At 63.5% G+C, this 17,662-nt stretch carries 12 protein-coding genes; 10 read left to right on the top strand and 2 right to left on the bottom strand.

Annotated features, from left to right (window positions below):
- Window positions 1-214: 214 nt before the first annotated feature.
- The 7 genes from C1A35_RS00385 to C1A35_RS00355 all read left to right on the top strand — a co-directional run bounded on the left by C1A35_RS00385 (window position 215) and on the right by C1A35_RS00355 (window position 9,418).
- Entirely contained in the window at window positions 215-1,165 is a 951-nt protein-coding gene (locus C1A35_RS00385) for a carbohydrate ABC transporter permease (RefSeq protein WP_104662416.1), read from the top strand.
- Between the two features lie 11 nt (window positions 1,166-1,176).
- Entirely contained in the window at window positions 1,177-2,016 is an 840-nt protein-coding gene (locus C1A35_RS00380; RefSeq protein WP_057247778.1) for a carbohydrate ABC transporter permease, read from the top strand.
- Window positions 2,013-3,077, top strand: coding sequence for a Gfo/Idh/MocA family protein (locus C1A35_RS00375; protein ID WP_104662415.1), 1,065 nt, complete (start codon window positions 2,013-2,015; stop codon window positions 3,075-3,077). Before C1A35_RS00380 ends, C1A35_RS00375 begins: the two co-directional genes overlap by 4 nt.
- A gap of 13 nt (window positions 3,078-3,090) precedes the next feature.
- Window positions 3,091-4,092: an ABC transporter ATP-binding protein gene (locus C1A35_RS00370; RefSeq protein ID WP_104662414.1), complete on the top strand. Its 1,002-nt coding sequence runs from the start codon at window positions 3,091-3,093 to the stop codon at window positions 4,090-4,092.
- A gap of 256 nt (window positions 4,093-4,348) precedes the next feature.
- On the top strand, window positions 4,349-5,572 hold the full coding sequence (locus C1A35_RS00365) for an efflux RND transporter periplasmic adaptor subunit (protein WP_104662413.1): 1,224 nt from the start codon (window positions 4,349-4,351) through the stop codon (window positions 5,570-5,572).
- A gap of 9 nt (window positions 5,573-5,581) precedes the next feature.
- Window positions 5,582-8,722 carry an efflux RND transporter permease subunit gene (locus tag C1A35_RS00360; RefSeq protein WP_104662412.1) on the top strand — a complete coding sequence of 1,047 codons (3,141 nt, stop codon included), beginning with the start codon at window positions 5,582-5,584 and terminating at the stop codon, window positions 8,720-8,722.
- Window positions 8,723-8,773: 51 nt separating this feature from the next.
- Entirely contained in the window at window positions 8,774-9,418 is a 645-nt protein-coding gene (locus C1A35_RS00355; protein ID WP_104662411.1) for a TetR family transcriptional regulator, read from the top strand.
- A gap of 62 nt (window positions 9,419-9,480) precedes the next feature.
- Here the strand turns inward: C1A35_RS00355 and purU are convergent, their stop codons facing one another.
- Window positions 9,481-10,335 (bottom strand): formyltetrahydrofolate deformylase, encoded by an 855-nt coding sequence (purU, locus tag C1A35_RS00350; protein ID WP_104662887.1) that lies wholly within the window; start codon window positions 10,333-10,335, stop codon window positions 9,481-9,483.
- Between the two features lie 268 nt (window positions 10,336-10,603).
- Window positions 10,604-13,612, bottom strand: a complete 3,009-nt coding sequence (polA, locus tag C1A35_RS00345; RefSeq protein WP_104662410.1) for a DNA polymerase I — start codon at window positions 13,610-13,612, stop codon at window positions 10,604-10,606.
- A 514-nt stretch (window positions 13,613-14,126) separates the two neighbouring features.
- Between polA and C1A35_RS00335 the strand changes: the two genes are divergently transcribed.
- The 3 genes from C1A35_RS00335 (at window position 14,127) to C1A35_RS00325 (ending at window position 17,639) form a co-directional block, all read left to right on the top strand.
- Complete coding sequence (locus C1A35_RS00335; protein WP_104662408.1) at window positions 14,127-14,570, top strand: MarR family winged helix-turn-helix transcriptional regulator; 444 nt, start codon at window positions 14,127-14,129, stop codon at window positions 14,568-14,570.
- Between the two features lie 235 nt (window positions 14,571-14,805).
- Window positions 14,806-16,200, top strand: coding sequence for a M20/M25/M40 family metallo-hydrolase (locus C1A35_RS00330; RefSeq protein WP_104662407.1), 1,395 nt, complete (start codon window positions 14,806-14,808; stop codon window positions 16,198-16,200).
- 479 nt (window positions 16,201-16,679) lie between these two features.
- Window positions 16,680-17,639 carry a lysylphosphatidylglycerol synthase transmembrane domain-containing protein gene (locus C1A35_RS00325; protein WP_104662406.1) on the top strand — a complete coding sequence of 320 codons (960 nt, stop codon included), beginning with the start codon at window positions 16,680-16,682 and terminating at the stop codon, window positions 17,637-17,639.
- The last annotated feature ends 23 nt before the right edge of the window (window positions 17,640-17,662 follow it).

Genomic DNA, 17,662 nt, shown 5'->3' with positions numbered 1-17,662 from the left:
ACATGCCGAACGAAGGCACTCCCCCAGCCGAAGCGTCACCGGCCTCCCACAGTGGGAGGCCACCGACGCAGTCGTTTGCAAAAGAACGCGATAGACTTAACCTTCGTCATGAGCCCTCGATAAAGGGGCAGACGGCATGCGGCGCGACCGGCCGCGTGGCGCCGGTGCGCATCATGATTGTCTGGGGACCGGTCTTCTAGAAACGGATGGATCCATGAGTGACGCTCTTTCAGTGCAAGAGGGACAGCCGACCGCAAGGCGGCCGAAACGCTGGCACATCCTCGTCTTCCTGCTGCCGGCCTTCCTGGTCTATTCGGCGGTGATGATCCTGCCGTTGATCGAGACGCTCAGGCTTTCGCTGTTCAACACCGTCGATGGCCAGTCGACCTTTGTCGGCCTTGCGAATTTCCAGACGCTGTTCGGCGAGGAACGCTGGGCGCACGACTTCTGGAACGCGCTGAAGAACAACGTCATCTTCTTCATCATCCACATGTGCGTGCAGAACCCGATCGGCGTTGCGCTCGCCGCCATGCTGTCGATCCCGAAGCTACGCTTCGTCACCTTCTACCGCACGGCGATCTTCCTGCCGACGCTGCTCTCCTTCGTCATTGTCGGCTTCATCTGGAAGCTGATCCTGTCGCCGATCTGGGGCGTGGCGCCCGGGATGCTCGACCTCGTCGGCCTGAAGTCGCTGTTTGCGCCCTGGCTCGGCAAGCCGGGCTCGGCCCTCGTCACCGTGTCGCTGATCTCGGTCTGGCAATATGTCGGCATCCCGATGATGCTGATCTATGCCGCCCTGCTCAACATTCCCGATGAGGTGATCGAGGCTGCCGAATGCGACGGCGTCACCGGCTGGAGCCAGTTCTGGAAGATCAAGCTGCCGCTGATCCTGCCGGCGATCGGCATCATCTCGATCCTGACCTTCGTCGGCAACTTCAACGCCTTCGACCTGGTCTACACGGTGCAGGGCGCGCTTGCCGGCCCCGACGGCTCGACCGACATTCTCGGCACGCTCCTCTACCGCACCTTCTTCGGTTTCCAGCTGCAGCTCGGCGACCGCTCGATGGGCGCGACGATTGCCACGGTGATGTTCCTCATCATCCTCGCCGGCGTCTCGCTCTACCTCTTCGTCATCCAGCGCCGCATGCGCCGCTACCAGTTCTGAGGAGACCGGAGATGTCGAAAGCACGCGATTCATTTCTCCGCACCGGCTTCGTGCATGTGGCGCTGATCGCCTACACGCTCGTGTCGCTGTTCCCGGTGTTCCTGACGATCATCAACTCGTTCAAGGATCGCAACGCGATCTTCCGGGCGCCGCTGACGATCCCGACGCCGCAGACCTTCAGCCTGATCGGTTACGAGACCGTTCTCGGCCAGGGCGACTTCGCCACCTATTTCCAGAACAGCTTCATCGTCACGATCGTCTCGATCGCGCTGGTGCTGCTCTTCGGCGCCATGGCCGCCTTCGCGCTGTCGGAATACCGCTTCCGCGGCAACACCGTGATGGGCCTCTATCTCGCGATCGGCATCATGATCCCGATCCGGCTCGGCACCGTCGCCATTCTCCAGGGCATGGTCGCCGCCAACCTCGTCAATACGCTGACGGCACTGATCCTGGTCTATACGGCGCAAGGGTTGCCGCTCGCTATCTTCATTCTCTCGGAGTTCATGCGAACGGTCTCGGATGACCTGAAGAACGCCGGGCGCATTGACGGGCTGTCGGAGTATTCGATCTTCTTCCGCCTGGTGCTGCCGCTCGTCCGGCCGGCGATGGCGACGGTCGCGGTCTTCACGATGATCCCGATCTGGAACGACCTCTGGTTCCCGCTGATCCTCGCACCGGCGGAAGCGACCAAGACCGTGACGCTCGGCTCGCAGATCTTCATCGGCCAGTTTGTCACCAACTGGAACGCGGTTCTGGCGGCTCTGTCGCTCGCCATCCTTCCGGTTCTCGTCCTCTACGTCATCTTCTCGCGGCAACTGATCCGCGGCATCACGGCAGGAGCAGTCAAGTGAGTGCAAGCAGCAAACCGGTCCGGGTCCTCGTCGCAGGGCTCGGCAACATGGGGCGCAGCCATGCGCTCGCCTATCACAACAATCCCGGCTTCGAGATCGTCGGCCTCGTCAATCGTTCGAAGGTGCCGCTGCCGGAGGAACTGGGCGGCTACACGATCCATCCGGATTTCAAGACGGCGCTCGCCGAGCTGAAGCCCGAGCTCTGCGCGATCTGCACCTACTCGGACAGCCATGCCGACTTTGCCGTCATGGCGTTCGAAGCCGGCGCCGACGTCTTCGTCGAGAAGCCGCTCGCAACCACGGTCGCAGACGCCGAGCGCGTCGTGGCGACCGCGAAGAAACACGGCCGCAAGCTGGTGATCGGCTACATCCTGCGCCATCACCCCTCGTGGATCCGGCTGATCGCCGAAGCCCGCAAGCTAGGCGGTCCCTATGTCTTCCGCATGAACCTGAACCAGCAGTCGAGCGGCCCGACCTGGGAAACGCACAAGTCGCTGATGAAGACGACGTCGCCGATCGTCGATTGCGGCGTGCACTATGTCGACGTCATGTGCCAGATCACCGACGCCAAGCCGGTGGAAGTGCGCGGCATGGGGCTCCGTCTCTCCGACGAGGTCGCGCCCGACATGTACAATTACGGCCACCTGCAGGTGATCTTCGAGGATGGGTCCGCCGGCTGGTACGAAGCCGGCTGGGGGCCGATGATCTCGGAAACCGCCTTCTTCGTGAAGGACGTGATGTCGCCGAAGGGTTCGGTGTCGATCGTCATGGACCAGAACGCCAAGTCCGACGACATCGACATGCACACCAAGACCGCGGTGATCCGCCTGCACAGCGCCGAGACCGGCCCGGACGGCCGGTTCCTCAAGGCTGACGAAGACCTGAAGATGGACGGCGAGCCCGGCCACCAGGAACTCTGCGACCGCGAGCAGGCCTATGTGCTGAAGGCCATTCGCGAAGACATCGACCTCGACCGTCACATGAACGACGCCGTCCAGTCGCTACGCATCTGCCTTGCCGCAGACGAAAGCGTGCGCACCGGCAGACCAGTCAAACTTTAAAGGGGGCAACCAGGTGGGATCGCTTCAACTCAAATCCATCCGCAAGGCCTATGGTAGCCATGAGGTGCTGAAAGGCATCGACCTCGAGGTGAAAGACGGCGAGTTCGTCATCTTCGTCGGCCCGTCCGGCTGCGGCAAGTCGACCTTGCTGCGCACCATCGCCGGTCTCGAAGACGCGACCTCCGGCAGCGTGCAGATCGACGGGACCGAGGTCGGTCACGTGGCGCCGGCCAAGCGCGGCATCGCCATGGTGTTCCAGTCCTACGCCCTCTATCCGCACCTGACGGTGAAGGACAATATGGGCCTCGGCCTGAAGCAGGCCGGCGCTCCGAAGGCGGAGATCGAGGACAAGGTCGGCAAGGCGGCAAGCATGCTGTCGCTCGACCCCTATCTCGCCCGCCGCCCGGCCGAGCTTTCGGGCGGCCAGCGTCAGCGCGTGGCGATCGGCCGTGCGATCGTGCGCGAACCGAAGCTCTTCCTGTTCGACGAGCCGCTTTCCAACCTCGACGCGGCGCTGCGCGTCAACACCCGGCTTGAGATCGCCAGACTGCACCGCAGCCTGAAGGCGACGATGATCTACGTGACCCACGACCAGGTGGAGGCGATGACGCTCGCCGACAAGATCGTCGTGCTCAACGCCGGCAAGATCGAGCAGATCGGCTCACCGATGGATCTTTACAATCGCCCGGCCAACGTCTTCGTCGCCGGCTTCATCGGCTCGCCGCAGATGAACTTCATCGAAGGCGCGCGGCTCGGCGATAGCAGCGCCAAGACGATCGGCATCCGTCCGGAGCACATGGCGCTTTCGCGCGAAAGCGGCGACTGGAAGGGAAAGGTGGTGCATGTCGAACACCTCGGCGCCGACACCATCGTCTACATCGACAGCGAGCAGGCCGGCACCATCACCGTCCGCCTCTTCGGCGAACATCGCTACGCGCCGGACGACATCGTTTATGCGACGCCGACGGTCGGCAGCATGCATCGTTTCGGCGACGATGACCGCGTTCTCGCCTGATCCAATTTGAGGCCGCAGCCTCATCACAGCTACGTGAAAACCAGCCGCCACAGGATTAACCCCTTGTGGCGGCTGAATTATTTTTTGATTCCGTGCACCGCATCACGCTGTTGCGCTGCAAGGCAAATTAACATACATTTGTGTTTGTATATTAGCTTTCCGGTATTTGCCGAACCTGATACCGGTTCCGCTCCCCTTCACTTCCGGACCGCACGGGCACCTTGCGAGATGCACCTGTCGCCTGCGGTCACCGAATATGGACATCGCTATGCGCATGAACCGACCGACACTGGCCGCCGCCTTGGCAACTGTGATTCTTCTTTCCGGCTGCCAGAAAGAGGAAGCACAACAGGGCGCTGCCGCATTCCCGCCGTCTGCGGTCGCGGTCTTCACGACCAAGACCGAAACCCTGCCGATCACCAACGAGCTGCCGGGCCGCATCGCCGCGACCCGGGTCGCCGAGGTTCGCCCGCGCGTCTCCGGCATCGTCATCGAGCGCGTCTTCCAGCAGGGCTCCAAGGTCAATGCCGGTGATGTGCTTTACCGCATCGATCCCGCACCGTTCCGCGTGCAGGTCGAAAAGGCCGAGGCAACGCTCAGGCGTGCCCAGTCCATTCGCGTCCAGGCCCAGCAGAAAGCCGACCGCCAAGAGCAGCTGAAGAAGGCGAACGTCGTTGCCGCGCAGCAGCTGGAAGATGCGGCCGCGCTGCTTGCGACCGCCGACGCCGATGTCGCGATCGCCGAGGCGGGCCTTGCGGCAGCAAAACTCGACCTGCAATATGCCGACGTGACGGCACCGATCAGCGGCCGCATCGGCCGTGCGCTGATCACCGAAGGCGCGCTCGTCAGCACCAACAGCTCGGAAAATCTCGCGACGATCCAGCAGCTCGACCCGCTCTATGCCGACTTCACCCAGTCGGCGACCGACCTCATCCGCCTGCGCAAGGCGCTCGAGGACGGCAAGATGATGAGCGGCGACGGCGAAGAAGCCGAAGTCCAGCTCGTGCTCGACGACGGCACGGCCTACGAGCACAAGGGCAAGCTCCTGTTCTCGGAAGCCGCCGTCGACGCGACCACCGGCCAGGTGACGCTGCGCGGCGAGTTCCCGAACCCCGACAACGACCTGCTTCCGGGCATGTATGTCCGCGTGCTCGTCCAGCAGGGCGTCGAGAAGGACGCGATCACCGTTCCGCAGCAGGCTGTCCAGCGCAACAATGCCGGACAGTCGCAGGTCTATGTGGTCGGCGCCGACAACAAGGTCGAGTTCCGTAACGTAACGCTCGGCCGCACGATCGGTACCCGCTGGCAGGTGACCTCCGGCCTCAAGGCCGGTGAGAAGGTCATCGTCGAAGGCTTCCAGAAGATCGGCCCCGGTGCACCCGTCGAACCGACCGATTGGAACCCAGACGCCAAGCCGACCGCAGAAGCGGCACAGACGACGGCATCCGCCGACGAAAAGCCTGCCGAAGTCACAAAGTGAGTTTGATTGATGCCTAGTTTTTTCATCGACAGGCCTATTTTTGCCTGGGTGGTGGCGATCTTCATCATGGTCGCCGGCATCATTGCGATCCCGCTTCTGCCGGTATCGCAATATCCTGATGTCGCGCCGCCGCAGATCTCCATCAACACGAGCTACCCCGGCGCCTCGTCGCAGGACACCTATCAGAGCGTCACCCGACTGATCGAAGACGAGCTGAACGGCGTCGAGGGCCTGCTCTATTTCGAGTCGACCTCCAGCGCCTCCGGCTCGGTCGAAATCAGCGCCACCTTTGCGCCCGGTACCGATCCGGGACAGGCGGCCGTCGACATCCAGAACCGCGTTCGCCGCGTCGAACCGCGCCTGCCCGATTCGGTCAAGCGCCAGGGCGTCCAGGTCGATGAAGCCGGCTCCGGCTTCCTGATGATCGTGGCGCTCACCTCGACCGACGGCTCGATGGACGCCATCGGCCTCGGCGACTACCTGAGCCGCAACGTGCTTAGCGAAATCCAGCGCGTGCCCGGCGTCGGCCGTGCGCAGCTGTTTGCGACCGAACGCTCGATGCGCGTCTGGCTCGATCCGGACAAGATGCTGGGTCTCAACCTGACCGCTGCCGACGTGACCAACGCGATCCAGGCGCAGAACGCCCAGATCGCGTCGGGCTCGATCGGCGCACAGCCGAACCCGATCACCCAGCAGATCAGCGCGCCCGTCGTCGTCAAGGGCCAGCTCGAAAGCGCCGAAGAGTTCGGTGCGATCGTGCTTCGCGCCAATCCCGACGGTTCGTCCGTCCGCTTGCGCGACGTAGCCCGCATCGAGATCGGCGGAGAAAGCTACGCCTTCTCGACGCGCCTGAACGGCAAGCCGTCTGCGGCTATCGCGGTGCAGCTCTCGCCGAGCGGCAACGCCATGTCGACCTCGGCGGCCATCAAGGAGCGCATGGACGAACTGGCGAAGTTCTTCCCGCAGGGCCTCGAATATTCGGTTCCCTACGACACCTCGCCGTTTGTCGCCGTTTCCATCGAGAAAGTGCTTTCGACGCTGGTCGAAGCGGTCGCGCTGGTGTTCATCGTGATGTTCCTGTTCCTGCAGAACATCCGCTACACCATCATCCCGACGCTCGTCGTGCCGGTCGCCCTGCTCGGCACCTGCGCGGTCATGCTGGCGATGGGCTTCTCGATCAACGTTCTTACCATGTTCGGCATGGTGCTTGCGATCGGCATTCTCGTCGACGATGCGATCATCGTCGTCGAAAACGTCGAACGCATCATGTCCGAGGAAGGGCTGACGCCGAAGGAAGCCACCCGCAAGGCGATGAAGCAGATCACCGGCGCCGTCATTGGCATCACGCTGGTTCTCGCCTCCGTGTTCATTCCGATGGCCTTCTTCCCGGGCGCCGTCGGCGTGATCTATCGCCAGTTCTCGCTGACGATGGTCGTCTCGATCCTGTTCTCGGCACTTCTCGCCCTGTCGCTGACGCCTGCGCTTTGCGCAAGCTTCCTGAAGCAGGTGCCGAAGGGCCATCATCACGCCAAGCGCGGCTTCTTCGGCTGGTTCAACCGCTCGTTCGACAAGACGTCGCACGGCTATAGCGGCATCGTGAAGCGCCTGGTCCACCGGACCGGCCGCTACATGATCGTCTATGTCGCCGTACTTGCCGGCCTCGGCTGGCTGTTCATGAAGCTGCCGTCGTCGTTCCTGCCGGACGAAGACCAGGGCTTCGTGATCGTCATGATGCAGCTGCCGTCGGAAGCGACCGGCAACCGCACGACCGAGGTGGTGGAGCAGGCCGAGAAGATCTTCGGCCAGGAGCCCGCTGTCGAACGCATCATCGCGATCAACGGCTTCTCCTTCTTCGGTACCGGCCAGAACGCAGCGCTCGCCTTCGTGACGCTGAAGGACTGGAAGGAACGCGACGCCGACAATGCCGCGCAGTCGATCGCCATGCGGGCGACGATGGCGATGAGCCAGATCAAGGATGCGATCAGCTTCGCACTGTCGCCGCCGGCGATCCAGGGCCTCGGCACCACGGGCGGCTTCTCGTTCCGCCTGCAGGACCGCGGCGGCCTCGGCCAGGCGGCGCTGTCGCAGGCTCGCGACCAGCTTCTCGGCATGGCTGCCGAAAGCAAGGTGCTCGTTGGCGTGCGCTTCGAAGGTATGCCGGATGCGGCCCAGGTCAGCGTCAACATCGACCGCGAGAAGGCCAACACCTTTGGTGTCACCTTCGCCGACATCAACTCGACGATCTCGACCAACCTCGGCTCGTCCTACGTCAACGACTTCCCCAATGCCGGACGCATGCAGCGCGTGACGGTGCAGGCGGACGAAGGTCAGCGCATGCAGACCGCCGACCTCCTGAACCTCAACGTCCGCAACGCCAATGGCGGCATGGTGCCACTGTCGGCCTTCGCGACGGTGGAATGGGTCAAGGCGTCGACGCAGACGATCGGCTACAACGGCTATCCGTCGGTCCGCATCAGCGGCGAGGCGGCACCGGGCTATTCGTCCGGTGACGCGATCGCCGAGATGCAGCGTCTCGCCGGCCAGCTGCCCGCAGGCTTCGGCTACGAGTGGACGGGCCAGTCGCTGCAGGAAATCCAGTCCGGCACCCAGGCACCGCTCCTGATCGCGCTGTCGTGCCTTCTGGTGTTCCTGTGCCTTGCGGCCCTCTATGAGAGCTGGTCGATCCCGGTCGCGGTCATCATGGTCGTTCCGCTCGGCGTCATCGGTTCGGTGCTTGCCGTGATGATGCGCGACATGCCGAACGACGTGTACTTCAAGGTGGGCCTGATCGCGATCATCGGCCTCTCGGCCAAGAACGCGATCCTGATCATCGAGTTCGCCAAGGAACTGCGCGAGCAGGGCAAATCGCTGATCGACGCGACGCTGGAGGCGGCACATCTTCGCTTCCGGCCGATCCTGATGACGTCGCTGGCCTTCACGCTCGGCGTTCTGCCGCTGGCGATCGCCACGGGTGCCAGCTCCGGCAGCCAGCGCGCCATCGGCACGGGCGTCATGGGCGGGATGATCTCGGCAACGGTGCTCGCCATCTTCTTCGTTCCTGTCTTCTTCGTGTTCGTCACGAGTATCTTCAGCCGAAAGAAGGCTGAGAACACGCCGACAGCCGCAGAAAACCCGACACCCGCCGAATAAAACAAGACTGGACGGCCCGCCTCTGGCGGGCCGTCGCATGAGGAGGAATGAATGCGCCGAACAAAGGCCGATGCAGAAGCAACGAGACAGAAGATCCTGAGCGCCGCCGAGCGCGTCTTCTACGAAAAGGGCGTTTCCAACACGACGCTTGAAGAAATCGCCAAGGCGGCCGGCGTGACCCGTGGCGCCATCTACTGGCACTTTGCCAACAAGACCGACCTGTTCCTCGCGCTGCACGATGCCGTGCCCCTGCCGCAGGAAGACATGGTCGCCCGCGAGATCGAAGCGGAAGCCGCCGATACCCTTTCCATCCTCGAAGGCGCCATGGGCGACTGGCTGGATGTTCTCGCTGCCGACGAGCAGCGCCAGCGCATTCTCACGATCATGCTGCGCACCAATTACGACGGCGACCTGGGCGAAGTGCTCGCCCGCCAGAAGGAACTCGACGAGCACCACAATGTCGTGCTCGAACTCGCTTTTTCGCGCGCGCTTGCCAAGGGGCAGATGCACGAGACCTGGACCCCGGCCTCGGCGACCCGGACCCTGCACTGGATGATGCTCGGGCTCTGTACGGAATGGCTGCTGTTCGGCCGCCGCTTCGACCTGACCGCCGAGGGGCGCGAGGGCCTGAGCCGGCTCTTTGCCAGCTTCCGCGCGCCGGCCGTTACCGCGACCACCGTTGCCGCACGGTCCTAGCAGCCTGAGCCGGCGCCCCTGCGGATACCGGCTCACCCCCCCTTGCGGAAACTTCTTGCCGCTTAGCTGAACACCACGGTCTTGTGGCCGTTGAGCATGACGCGCCGCTCCAGGTGCAGCTTGACGGCGCGCGCCAGCACCCGGCTCTCGATATCGCGGCCGGTGGCGACGAAATCTTCCGCCGTCAACGCGTGGCTGACGCGTTCTGTTTCCTGTTCGATGATCGGGCCCTCATCGAGATCCGGCGTCACGTAGTGCGCCGTCGCCCCGATCAGCTTCACGCCACGCTCATGGGCCTGGTGATAGGGCCTGGCGCCCTTGAAGCTCGGCAGGAAGGAATGGTGGATGTTGATCGCCTTGCCGTAGAGGCGCTTCGACAGATTGTCGGAAAAGACCTGCATGTAGCGGGCGAGGATGACGAGATCGGCACCGGTCTCCTGCACCAGCCGCAACAGGCTTTCCTCCTGCGCGGCCTTGTTGTCCTTCGAGACCGGCCAACAGTGATAGGCGAGCCCCTCGGCCTCGGCCGTGCGCCGGCTGTCCTCGTGGTTGGAAACGATGGCCACGACTTCCGCATTCAGCCAGCCCACGCGGATCTGGTAGAGCAAGTGCAGCAGCGCGTGGTCGAACCTGGAGACGAGGACCAGGATCTTCGGCTTCACCGTGGCGTCGGCAAGCGTGGTCCGCATCTGGAAACGCTCGACGGCCGGGCGGAGCGCCCGTTCGATATCCGCGGTCTCGACGCCTGCCTGAACCTGGAAGGCGATGCGCATGAAGAAGCTGTTGGTCCTGGTATCCCAGAACTGGTTGCTCTCGGCGATATTGGCGCCGAGGGCCGCAAGCTCGGTGGTGACGGCGGCGACGATGCCGGGTTTGTCGTCGCAGGACAGGACAAGAATGTAGGTCTTCGGCGCCATGATCTCCTCCGATTGCAGCCGTTCCGGATGGGGCATCGAGCCCCTTCCCAACCGCTGCCTATGAGGTGTTGACCGCGCCGGCAATCGTTGCGGCCGCGATGGCGAGCGCTTTCTATCATCCTGATGGAAAGGCGCCTGGGGGCATGAAATGCCCCCGGGCGCTGCAAGATTCATCGCATGTGACTTTTGAGGTTTTCTGAGAGGATTCCGTCATCCAAGCACCGCAAGTCCGGACGGAAAACCGCTTCACACTTTTCCTGGAATTGCTTCAGTGCGCCTCGTCCCAGTTGGTCGCGGCACGCGCATCGACCTTCAGCGGCACCTTCATGTCGAGCGCCGGCATGGCGGCGTTCTCCATCACCGAGACGACGACCGGGATGGTCTTTTCGACCTCGGCATCCTCGACTTCGAAGATCAGTTCGTCGTGCACCTGCAGGAGCATGCGGGCCGAGAGCTTGGCTTCGGCCAGCGCCGGCTCCATCTTGACCATGGCGCGGCGGATGATGTCGGCGGCCGAGCCCTGGATCGGCGCGTTGATCGCCGCGCGTTCGTTGAAGGCCCGATGCGACGGGATCGAAGAACGGATGTCGGGATAGTGCGCGCGGCGGCCGAAGATGGTCTCGACATAACCGTGCTCACGGGCATAGGCCTTGGTGCCTTCCATGTAGTCGCGGATGCCGGGGAAGCGCTCGAAATAGCGCTTGATGTAGTCGCTTGCCTCCGAGCGTTCGATCGACAGCTGGTTGGCAAGGCCGAAGGCCGAAATGCCGTAGATGATGCCGAAGTTGATCGCCTTGGCGCGCCGGCGGATTTCGCCCGGCATGCCCTCGACCGGAACGCCGAACATTTCCGACGCCGTCATCGCATGAATGTCGACGCCATCGGCAAAGGCCTGGCGAAGCTGCGGAATGTCGGCGACATGGGCGAGCACGCGCAGTTCGATCTGGCTGTAGTCGGCCGAGACCAGCTTGTGGCCGGGCGTTGCGATGAAGGCCGTGCGGATCTTGCGGCCCTCGGCGGTACGCACCGGGATGTTCTGCAGGTTCGGATCGGACGACGACAGGCGCCCGGTCGTGGTGGCGGCGAGCGCATAGGACGTGTGCACGCGCTTCGTCTCGGGATGGACGAAACTCGGGAGCGCATCGGTGTAGGTGGATTTGAGCTTGGTCAGCTGGCGCCAGTCGACGATCTTGCGCGGCAGCTCGTGGCCTTCGGCGGCCAGGTCTTCCAGCACCTGCGCCGAGGTCGACCATTGGCCGGTCTTGGTCTTCGAGCCGCCGGCAAAGCCCATCTTGCCGAAGAGGATGTCGCCGAGCTGCTTCGGCGAGCCGATGGTGAAGGTTTCGCCGGCGAGCTTGTAGATCTCGTCCTCGAGCCCGGCAGCCCCTTGCGCCAGTTCGCCGGAAAGTCGCGAAAGGATCTGGCGATCGATGGTGATGCCGCGATCTTCCATGCGCGCGAGCACGGCGACCAGCGGCCGCTCCAACCGCTCATAGACGCGGGTCAGCCCCTTGGCGGCAAGCCGCGCCTTGAGGATATGCCAGAGCCTCAGCGTGACATCCGCATCCTCGGCCGCATAGGCGGTCGCCCGGTCGATGTCGACATAGTCGAAAGTGACCGACGACTTGCCTGTTCCGGTGATGTCCTTGTAGGGGATCGGCTTGTGGTTCAGCCAGCGCTCGGAAAGCGCATCCATGCCATGCGTGCCGTTGCCGGCATCGACCACGTAGGACATCAGCATCGTGTCGTCGAAGCTTTCGACGATGATGCCGTGACGCTTCATCACGAGGTAGTCGTATTTCAGGTTCTGCGCGACCTTGAGGACGGACGGATCCTCGAGCAGCCGCTTCAGCCGGCTCAAGGCTTCCCCGACCGGGATCTGGTTTTCGGCAGGCCCGCCACCCAGCAGGTCGCCGACGCCGGTCTTGTGGATCAGCGGCACGTAGGCTGCGCGGATCGAGGCGCCCGTCGGGTTCGCCTTGTGGTCTGCGATCGCCAGCGAGAAGCCGACGAGGTCGGCCTGCATGGCGTCGAGCGACGTCGTCTCCGTGTCGAAGCCGACGACGCCGGCTTCGCGCGCGTCTGATATCCACCGGTCGAGGGTGGCGATGTCGCGGATCGTCACATAGGCGCCGTGATCGAACGGCGCCTTGGCGTACACTTCGGCGCGGGCGGCAGCCAGCGCCTGCGGCGTCGCGTCAGTCGCATCCGTTTCCTCCGGCCGAGACAGAACGGCGGCGGCCTCCGCCGCCTCTCCGCGGGTCACGGCAGCAGCGGACGAGCCTTGGCTGACGGCCGCGGCCGCGTCCCCCTTGTCGAGATCGGGGCCGCGCGCATCCGCACCCCACTCCACCGGCACCAAGGCAGCTTCGACGGCGTCTGCGTCGGTGCCGGTCGCAGCGGCAACGCGGCGCGTCAGCGTGGTGAACTCCATCGCCTTCAGGAAGGCGATCAGCTTCGGCCCGTTCTGCGGCTCCAGGTGAAGATCTTCCAGCGGAACGTCGAGCGGCGTGTCGGTCTTGAGTTCGACGAGCTGGCGCGACAGGCGCGCGAGATCGGCATTGGCAATGATGTTCTCGCGGCGCTTGACCTGCTTGATCTCGCCGGCGCGGGCAAGCAGCGTGTCGAGATCGCCGTATTCTTCCAAGAGCTGCGCCGCCGTCTTCGGACCGATGCCGGGAATGCCGGGAACGTTGTCGGTGGAATCGCCGGTCATCGCCTGGAGGTCGATCATCTTCTCCGGCGGCACGCCCCATTTCTCGATCACTTCGGGGATCGAGATCTGCTTGTCCTTCATGCTGTCGTACATCGACACGTTCGGCGTCACGAGCTGCATCAGGTCCTTGTCGGACGAAACAATGGTGACCCCTGCGCCGGCCGCCTCGGCGAGCCGCGCATAGGTGGCGATCAGGTCGTCCGCCTCGTAACCTTCCTTCTCGATGCAGGGCAGATTGAAGGCGCGGGTCGCATGGCGGATCAGGCCGAACTGCGGGATCAGGTCTTCCGGCGGCGCGGTGCGGTTGGCCTTGTACTGGTCATAGAGCACGTTGCGGAAGGTCTTCGAGGAATAGTCGAAGATGACGGCGAAATGGGTCGGCGTGACGCCGACGGACGTGTCGCGCGCATCGGTGAGCAGCTTCCACAACATGTTGCAGAAACCCGATACCGCATTGACCGGGAGGCCATCGGACTTGCGGTTGAGCGGCGGGATGGCGTGGAACGCCCGGAAGATGAATCCGGAGCCGTCGACGAGGAAGAGATGATCACCGTTTTTCATGGGCAAATGGATAGCGCGGGGCAAGCCAAAGGTCCATTGCGGTTTTCCCGCCAGACACTACATTCTCCACCCGTGGGCGTCGCCCGCGACCGCCACCGCGGATTGCGGCAACGGGGTCGATTTTCACCCTGCGATCGAATGCCCGAAGGCTTCGCAGCCGGGCATTTGGCTTCACGCAAACGTTACGTATTTGTAATGTCCGATTCAGCCCTGCTATCCTTGAAAAGCCACATTTGACTCCTCAAATCTTAGTCAACGGCACCGAGTGATGCCGTCTTCTGGTGATTGGCCTGTCCCCCGCCCGCACCAGATGAGGACAAAGGCCTTATCCCCCTCTCCGGGCCTTTGTCCCGTTTTCAAAAGACCGTCACGGCGCAGCCTCCGCTCCGTGACGGTTTTTTGTTTCCATGACGCCGGATCAACTCCGCTCAAATCGAGGTGAATCCCGGCTGTCTCCAGGTCCATCGCCTGCATTGTAACTTGTCTTCATGGCGGTTCGAGCGTACCGATAGCTATGGCCTTCAATCGTATGGAATCTGCGACCTACCTGGCCAGCCTGCTGGCGAAGAGCTTTTCGCGCGCGCTTCATGAGCGCGGCCAGAAGCTTGGTTTCGCGCCCGGTCAGTTTCCCATTCTGCTCGAACTCTGGGCCGAAGAGGGCCTGACGCAGAAGCAACTGCTCGATCGCCTCGATATCGAACAGGCGACGATGGCCAACACGCTCTCGCGTATGGAGCGCGACGGGCTCATCGTCCGGCGCAAGCATCCGCAGGACAAGCGCTCGCAGCAGATCTACCTCACCGAAAAGGCGAAGGAGATGGAGGCGGCCGCCAAGGAGGCGGCCCTTGCCGCCGACCAGTCGCTGCTGGCCGGCCTCAGGAATTTCGAGCGCGAACTGATGCTCGAATACATGCGCATGGCGCTCGCCAGCGTGGCGCGCGGCGACGGGCGCGCCTGACGCTGCCGCCCGCCCTTTTGATCGTTCCATCAAATAATTTGGCTTAAAGCCGACCCCGGCACGTTCTAAAGCAGGGCCGGACGCGCCGCTCCGGGCGCCCCGGCGCCGACCTCCGACGAAGCGCCAACGCTCCCGGCTCACCGTCTGCTGAAACCTCTGCGCAATATCGCTCAAATCGATTTCGCTTTGGCGGCACATGCAGTAGGTTCCGGCGAAACCTGAAGCAAGGATACGCATGATGGCTGACATCACCCCCGTTCTCGAACGCGCAGATGCCAATCTGCCAAAGAGCCTTGACCGGCTTTTCGACCTCGTTCGGATCAAATCGATCTCGACCGACCCGGCCTTCAAGGCGGAATGCCGCAAGGCGGCCGAATGGCTGGTGGCCGAGCTCAACAGCCTCGGCTTCACCGCCTCCGTGCGCGACACGCCCGGCCACCCGATGGTCGTCGCCCATCATGACGGCGCCAAGCCCGATGCGCCGCATGTGCTGTTCTACGGCCACTACGACGTCCAGCCGGTCGATCCGCTCAACCTCTGGGATACGGACCCGTTCGAGCCCGGCATCAAGGAAATCGAACCGGGCCGCAAGGTGATCACCGGCCGCGGCACGGCCGACGACAAGGGCCAGCTTCTGACCTTCGTCGAGGCGGTGCGGGCCTACAAGGACGTGCACGGTGCCCTGCCCTGCCGCGTCACCATTCTGTTCGAGGGCGAAGAGGAATCCGGCTCGCCGTCGCTGAAGCCGTTCCTGGAGGCCAATGCCGCCGAGCTCAAGGCCGACTATGCGCTGGTCTGCGACACCAGCATGTGGGACCGCGATACGCCGGCGATCTCGGCGGGCCTGCGCGGCCTCGTCGGCGAAGAGGTGATCGTCAAGGCTGCCGACCGCGACCTGCATTCCGGCTATTTCGGAGGTGCGGCCGCCAATCCGATCCGCATCCTCACCACCATTCTCGCCGGGCTTCACGACGAAAACAGCCGCGTGACGCTTCCCGGCTTCTACGAAGGCGTCGAGGAGACCCCGGCCCAGATCAAGGCCGCCTGGGAAACGCTCGGCCAGACGGCGGAAAAGTTCCTCGGCGAAATCGGCCTGTCGATCCCGTCGGGTGAAAAGAACCGCTCGGTGCTGGAACTGACCTGGGCGCGGCCGACGGCGGAAGTCAACGGCATCACCGGCGGCTACACTGGCGAAGGCTTCAAGACAGTGATCGCGGCGGAGGCTTCGGCAAAGGTTTCCTTCCGCCTCGTCGGCAACCAGAACCCGGAGAAGATCCGCGAGGCCTTCCGTGCCTATGTGCGCTCCAAGGTGCCGGCCGACTGCTCGGTCGAGTTCCACGCCCATGGCGGTTCGCCGGCCATCCACCTTCCCTATGAATCGCCGCTGCTCAACACGGCGAAAGTCGCGCTTTCCGACGAATGGCCGAAGCCGGCCGTCATCATCGGCATGGGCGGCTCGATCCCGATCGTCGGCGACTTCCAGAAGATGCTCGGCATGGAATCGCTGCTCGTCGGCTTCGGCCTGTCGGACGACCGCATCCATTCGCCGAACGAGAAATACGAGCTGCAGTCCTACCACAAGGGCATCCGCTCCTGGATCCGCATCCTCGACGCGCTCGCCGCCCGATGATCGGAGCGGGACGGGAGAAACCTGCGTATTTTTCGCGCGCCTCCCGCCCAACGTGATTGATTCCGGAAGCCGTGGCGGACCCCTCCGCCGCGGCTTCTTCGATTTGGTTGCGTGCCCGCCGATGCTGCAGCCGTCACGCGCATGAGATGCAGCGACGCACGCGCGTCGCCGTCCCGTTGACCAAACGTCTGCGTTTTACCGTTTCCCCTTCACTGTTTCCCGGCGGTTTCTCCGTTGTCGGCAGGCCGTCAATCCTTGACCTGCGGGGTCTCAGGTGCTTCCTTTTTGTGAAACAAATCACAAAGGGAAATCGGATCGTTGGCAAGGGTAAGGACCGAAGCGTCGCGCTGCGGGCGTGACGCTATGACAAAGCGGCTTGTAAAACAGAACGCCTCCGCTCGGAGAAACCTTCCGGCCGCTGCAATGGACGTGTCCTTCGAACACCCCTTGAACGCCCTCGCACCGACCGCGGCACCGGCATGAAGCGGCTGCAGACCTATTTCTGGCCCGTCGTCGGGCTTCTGGCGATCCTGTTTTCGGTGAACGCGCTCTATCACGAGCTGCGCGGCCTGTCGTTCGACGAGTTTCTCGCAAGCTTCAATGCGATTTCGCTGAAGAGCTGGCTGCTTGCGATCGGCTCGACGCTGCTCGCCTATGCGGCACTGGCGGCCTACGACCGGCTGGCGCTCGACCACCTCGGGCACCGCATCTCGCTCTGGTTCATCACGCTCTGCTCGTTTACGACCTACGCGCTGTCGCACAATCTCGGCGCCTCGGTCTTTTCCGGTGCGGTCGTGCGTTACCGCGCCTATCGCTCCAAGGGGCTTTCGCCTGGCGAAGTCGGCGTGCTCGTCGCCTTCTGCTCCTTTACCTTCACGCTCGGCACGCTGGTGCTTTCGGCCGTCGTCCTTCTGGTCCGACCCGACATCATCGAACGTTTTGCCGAGTTCCTGCCGGTGGAAATGTCGCTGACGACGGGCGTGCTCATTCTTGTCGTCATCGGGCTCTATGTCATCGGCAGTCTCGTCGGGCTGCCGTCGTTCCGCACGCGCTGGTTCCAGCTGCACTACCCGAAGCCGAAGATCGTGTTCCGGCAGCTGGTGGTCGCACCGGTGGAGCTGATCGGCGCCGCCGGGATCATCTATTTCGCCCTGCCGGAGGCCGGGAACCCGGGCTACATCGTCATCCTCGGGATCTTCCTTGCGTCCTTTTCGGCGGCCCTCCTGTCGCATGCGCCCGGCGGGCTCGGCGTGCTCGAGCTGATCTTCATCGCCGCCCTGCCGGAAATGGATCCGGCGGCCGTGCTTGCCGCACTTGCCATCTTCCGGCTGCTCTACCTAGTCATCCCCTTCATCCTGGCGCTGGTGGTGATCCTGGTGTTCGAGCGGGCGCGCTTCGTGGCGGAGCGCCACACGTCGAAGGGCACGGATCTTCCCTAGAGCATGCTGCCTTCGAGCAGAAA

This window comes from Ensifer adhaerens, from assembly GCF_002940685.1.
Taxonomy (GTDB): domain Bacteria; phylum Pseudomonadota; class Alphaproteobacteria; order Rhizobiales; family Rhizobiaceae; genus Ensifer; species Ensifer adhaerens_E.
The sequence above is the reverse complement of the archived record's forward strand: the minus strand, read 5'-3'. Positions and strand labels throughout refer to the sequence as shown.

Bases quoted from the DNA above. Each gene is read 5' to 3' on its own strand.
- purU (WP_104662887.1), bottom strand. From the start codon at position 10,335: ATGGCGCCGAAGACCTACATTCTTGTCCTGTCCTGCGACGACAAACCC.
- C1A35_RS00385 (WP_104662416.1), top strand. From the start codon at position 215: ATGAGTGACGCTCTTTCAGTGCAAGAGGGACAGCCGACCGCAAGGCGG.
- polA (WP_104662410.1), bottom strand. From the start codon at position 13,612: ATGAAAAACGGTGATCATCTCTTCCTCGTCGACGGCTCCGGATTCATC.
- C1A35_RS00365 (WP_104662413.1), top strand. From the start codon at position 4,349: ATGGACATCGCTATGCGCATGAACCGACCGACACTGGCCGCCGCCTTG.
- C1A35_RS00360 (WP_104662412.1), top strand. From the start codon at position 5,582: ATGCCTAGTTTTTTCATCGACAGGCCTATTTTTGCCTGGGTGGTGGCG.
- C1A35_RS00325 (WP_104662406.1), top strand. From the start codon at position 16,680: ATGAAGCGGCTGCAGACCTATTTCTGGCCCGTCGTCGGGCTTCTGGCG.
- C1A35_RS00355 (WP_104662411.1), top strand. From the start codon at position 8,774: ATGCGCCGAACAAAGGCCGATGCAGAAGCAACGAGACAGAAGATCCTG.
- C1A35_RS00380 (WP_057247778.1), top strand. From the start codon at position 1,177: ATGTCGAAAGCACGCGATTCATTTCTCCGCACCGGCTTCGTGCATGTG.
- C1A35_RS00335 (WP_104662408.1), top strand. From the start codon at position 14,127: ATGGCCTTCAATCGTATGGAATCTGCGACCTACCTGGCCAGCCTGCTG.
- C1A35_RS00330 (WP_104662407.1), top strand. From the start codon at position 14,806: ATGATGGCTGACATCACCCCCGTTCTCGAACGCGCAGATGCCAATCTG.